This window comes from Halalkalibacter lacteus (genome assembly GCF_036663595.1).
Lineage (GTDB): Bacteria > Bacillota > Bacilli > Bacillales > Bacillaceae_D > Halalkalibacter > Halalkalibacter lacteus.
Map to the genome: position 1 here is coordinate 1 of NZ_JAWRVL010000365.1, position 249 is coordinate 249.

Sequence of the window (249 nt, forward strand, 5' to 3'; positions counted from 1 at the left end):
ATTGAAAACTATTTTGAATAATGATCGTACGCTGCTTTCGCAATCTTTGCGATGACGGCCTCCCGCACACTTTCTTCCGCCGGGCTCATCGATACGAATACGGCTACCGCTATCTTTTGCCCGTTAGTCAGGGTGATAGTGCCCGCATCGTTGGTGGCGGAGTTGATGCCATTATTCGTGCTGCCCGAGCCGGTTTTGTGGCCCACGGGCGTACCTTCCGGCAGTAAACCCGGCAGGCGTTTGCGGCCT

1 protein-coding gene is annotated in these 249 nt (G+C 55.0%); it reads right to left on the bottom strand.

Going from position 1 to position 249, the window contains the following annotated elements:
- Positions 1–8 precede the first annotated feature (8 nt).
- The coding region (locus SAZ04_RS22670; protein ID WP_332699988.1) for a serine hydrolase at positions 9–249 on the bottom strand (241 nt) is incomplete at its 5' end.